Annotated in this window: 3 protein-coding genes and 1 pseudogene; 3 read left to right on the top strand and 1 reads right to left on the bottom strand. The window is 64.8% G+C overall.

Annotation, left to right across the window (positions count from 1 at the left end; translation table 11 throughout):
- A pseudogene (locus ACYVDE_RS17070) lies at window positions 1–484 on the top strand (hypothetical protein); the annotation flags it as partial.
- 75 nt (window positions 485–559) lie between these two features.
- Window positions 560–2,143, top strand: a complete 1,584-nt coding sequence (locus ACYVDE_RS17075; protein ID WP_460502756.1) for an OmpP1/FadL family transporter — start codon at window positions 560–562, stop codon at window positions 2,141–2,143.
- Between the two features lie 77 nt (window positions 2,144–2,220).
- On the opposite strand, the gene ACYVDE_RS17080 is transcribed toward ACYVDE_RS17075, so the two are convergent.
- Entirely contained in the window at window positions 2,221–3,270 is a 1,050-nt protein-coding gene (locus ACYVDE_RS17080; protein WP_460502757.1) for a hypothetical protein, read from the bottom strand.
- Between the two features lie 276 nt (window positions 3,271–3,546).
- Here ACYVDE_RS17080 and ACYVDE_RS17085 point away from each other — a divergent pair.
- A partial coding sequence (locus tag ACYVDE_RS17085) for an alpha/beta fold hydrolase (protein WP_460502758.1) occupies window positions 3,547–3,740 on the top strand: 194 nt, incomplete at its 3' end.

Raw genomic sequence — 3,740 nt, forward strand, 5'->3', positions numbered from 1 at the left:
GGGCAATGGCGGCCAGCTGGCCGAATTTGGCGCCGATGGTACGGGCCGGTTGCGCCGCGACGATGCCGCGCCGACCGGTGGCTACAACAACCAGCCCCAACGCATGGATGACGTTGTGCGCCCTCGCTACCGCACCATGGACGCAGCGGCAGCGACCGATGCCAATAACGGGAACAACGGGCGCCTGCGCGGCGATGTGCCGCAGCCGCAACTGCAGCCGGCGGCCCCACAGGAAACCCGGCGCCGGGGTGGCTTCTTCCAGAATGTGTTTGGTGAGCCTACGGGCAACGGCCAGGCCGCCGGCCAGCCCCGCCAGCGCAGCTTCGACCAGCCCCAACAGCAGGTATTTGACCAACCACGCCAGCGCAGCGTTGAGCAGCCGCAGCGCAGCTATAGCCAGCCTTCGTATTCGACGCCCTCGTATGGCGGTGGCGGCAACTACGGCGGTGGCGGTGGGGGCGGCGGCCGGCGGGGCCGCGACTAATTGATTTCAATTGCTTTCTGCAAAAATTCCCAGTGAGCCGGCCCAACGGCCGGCTCCTTTTCTTTCTCCCTTCCCATGAAAAAACGGATTTTATGGCTTAGCCTGGCCCTCGTTGCGGGGCAGGCCGGCCACGCCTTTGCCCAAGGCCCCAGCGACGCGCTTCGCTACTCACGCCTGCAATTTGGCGGCCCGGCCCGCACGCAGGGCATAGCCGGGGCCAATGTGGCCCTGGGCGCTGATTTTGGCAACCTCACCAGCAACCCGGCGGGTCTGGGTCTGTTTCAAAAATCAGAATTTCATTTTGCGCCGGGTGTGGGCATTGGTCAGAGCGACAGCCGCATCGACGGCGGCACGGGCGCGGCTACCACCGACAACAAGAACAGCTTTCATGTTGCCAGCGCGGGCGTTGTGTTTGCCACGCGCAAGGCCGACAGCGAGGCCAGCGACTGGCGGGGCGGGGGCCTGGCCCTGGGCTTCACGCGGTCGGCCGACTTTAACATGAGCACCACTTACCAAGGCAACGTGGGCAACGGGCAGTCGTACCTGGGCGGCTACGTGCAGCAGTTTGCCGGTGTTAAAAATGCCGCGTTCTACAACGACCTTGACAAGCAGGCTTCGACCGGGCCGTACACCTCGACGCTCGGGCTGGCCTATGGCGCTTACCTGGCCAACATCCGGGCCTACCGGGCCACCGGGGCCGACTCGGCGGTTATTGTGCGTAAGCAGGCCAATGTGCTGACGCAGGGCGAAGTCGTCACCAACTCCGGCTCCCTGTCGCAGTTCGACCTGGGGTACGGGGCCAGCTACCGCGACCGGCTGTACATCGGCGGGGCAATTGGCTTTGTAAGCTCCAACTTCACGCAGACCCGTGCGCTGACGGAATCGGATAATGACCCGAATACGCACTTCCAGAGCCTGACCAACAGCTCGCAGCTGCGCACGAAAGGCAGCGGCTTCAACGCTCGGCTCGGAATTATTGTGCGGGCGCTCGACAATGTGCGCTTCGGGGCGTCGGTGCAGTCGCCCACCTACCTGCGCCTGAGCGACACCTACAGCGAAAGCCTGGTCGGCACGTTCAGCGCGACCGGCACCGACCGGGTGCCCAGCGACCTGCCCGTGGGCACGGGACCGAAGGTGTCGCTTCCCGCCAACGACTACGATTATACCCTGATTACGCCCTTCCGGGCCAATGGCGGCGTGGCCGTGACGCTGGGTAAGCACGGGTTCGTGACGGGCGACGTGGAGTACGTGGGCTACCAGCAGGCCCGCCTGCACAACGACCCCAACGCCGCCAACGGCGACAGCTATTCATTTACCGACGAAAACGCCGCCATCCGCAGCCAGTACCAGAACACGGTGAACCTGCGCTTCGGGGCTGAGGGCCGGTTCGATGTGTTTCGGGTGCGGGCTGGCTACGCCCGCTACGGCGACCCTTACCAGGCCGATACCAACAACGAGCGCGCCCAGAACTTCTACACTGCGGGCCTGGGCCTGCGGCAGAAGAATTTCTTCCTCGACGCCGCCGGCGTGTACACCACCTACGGCCAGAGCTACAACCCCTACCACGTGTACGGCCCAGGCGGCACCGACCTGGCACCGCTCATCAAAACGGACGCCAGCCGCTATACCACCACCATTACGGCGGGCGTTATTTTCTAACGTCAGGCCAGTCGGCAATTCTCAGTAAAAAGGCCGTCCCGAGTATTCGGGACGGCCTTTTTACGTTGATTACGGCACTAGTATTTCTGCACTTTTACCTGGCAGGTGAGCAATGGATTGGTACCACCGGTGAAGGCCGTCACCTGCAAGAGGCCGTAATACGGGGTACCGCTTTCGTCGAACGCCTTGAAGGCGATAACCTGATTGGCGGCCAGCGGGCCGGTGGTGCCGGTGCTGCTGATGCCGCTGGGGTATTGATATGGCGCGCTGGCCCCGAAAGCAGCCTGAATGGCCGCGTTGGTGGTGGCGCTGCTGAACTGTGTGGGGCTGAGACCCTGGGCGCGAATTTCGGTGGCGCGGCGGTTGGCTTCGGGCCAACGAACATCCCTTCGAGGCAGTCGGCTGGCGGTATCCGCTGGCGCAACGAGGGCGACGGCGTTGCCGGTTTGTGTAGCGTTGCATATCAAGTCGACGAGAACCTGGTTGCCTTGCAGCGACTGGCTACCGTTGAGCACGCTGTAGCGGGGCAGCAGCAGGCCGTAGCGCAGGTTCAGGAACACGCGGCGGCTGTCGCGCACGGCGGCCGGGCGGGCCGCACGGCGCGGTACCGGACGCAGGATAAGCGAATAGCTGTGGAAAACCGCGGCCGAGTCGGCCTTGCGCACGGTGAGACGGTAGCTGCGGGCGGCGGTTTGGTCGGTATCGTCGGTGGCGGTGTAGGTCCAGGTTTCCTGGCCGGAGGTAGTGCGGGCCATCAGGCCGTTGATGAGCAGCGCATCGGTTCCCCTGCTTGCGCCGCTGTTGCTGGCCGGCAGCAGCGAGTCGAGGTAGGTGATGGTGCGCGCCTGGGGCGCGTTGGCTTTGTCGAACGAACTGGTGGGAACGGGGTAGAGAATGGGGGCCGGGCCGGGCTCGTAGCGCACCTCCACGCGCAGGCTTTTCAGGGCGTGGTCGTTGCCGACGGCATAGGCGTGGGTGACGAGGGTATCGCCGACGCCGACGGTGCGGTTGCCGGAAGTGAGGCCGGAAGCCCCCACGAAATCGAGCCGCACGGGGGCATCGGTTTTGGCACACGCGGCCAGCAGGACCAGCGCTGGCAGACAGAAAAGCAAGAAGCGACTACGCATGAAGCAAAGATACTGGGGGCAGCCGCGCAACCCTGCGGCGGTAGTTATTGGCACCAGTAACGTGCCTGCCGCCACGCGTATTTCGCGGCCGCTTCTTTTTAGTTGGCTTGCGCGTGGGTGCTTAGAGCGGTCCACCGACTCCGAAACCGCTTTAGCTGCCTTGGCGGCGCTGGCCGCCGCGCAGCTCTTCGCCCCGGCCAGTCGCTTCATCCATCAATTTCTGCGGTTGAGTAACACCCTTTTTCGCCTGGCAGCGCGTCAGCGCAGTTTTGGGCCATGAAACCGCTACGCACTCTCCGCCAGGCCCTGCTGCCGATTCTTCTGCTCCTGCTCACTGCCGGCACCACCCGCGCCCAGCTGGCCAACGGCACCCCCACCATCACCACTACCGATGGCGTGCGGCTGTACGTGCGCGTGGCGGGCCAGGGCCGCCCCTGCGTGTTTGTACACGGCGGCCCCGGCGCGGGCTC

Source organism: Hymenobacter agri, from assembly GCF_054778495.1.

What these genes read in the sequence shown, in the direction of transcription:
- ACYVDE_RS17075 (WP_460502756.1), top strand. Translation starts at nt 560, where the DNA reads ATGAAAAAACGGATTTTATGGCTTAGCCTGGCCCTCGTTGCGGGGCAG.
- ACYVDE_RS17080 (WP_460502757.1), bottom strand. Translation starts at nt 3,270, where the DNA reads ATGCGTAGTCGCTTCTTGCTTTTCTGTCTGCCAGCGCTGGTCCTGCTG.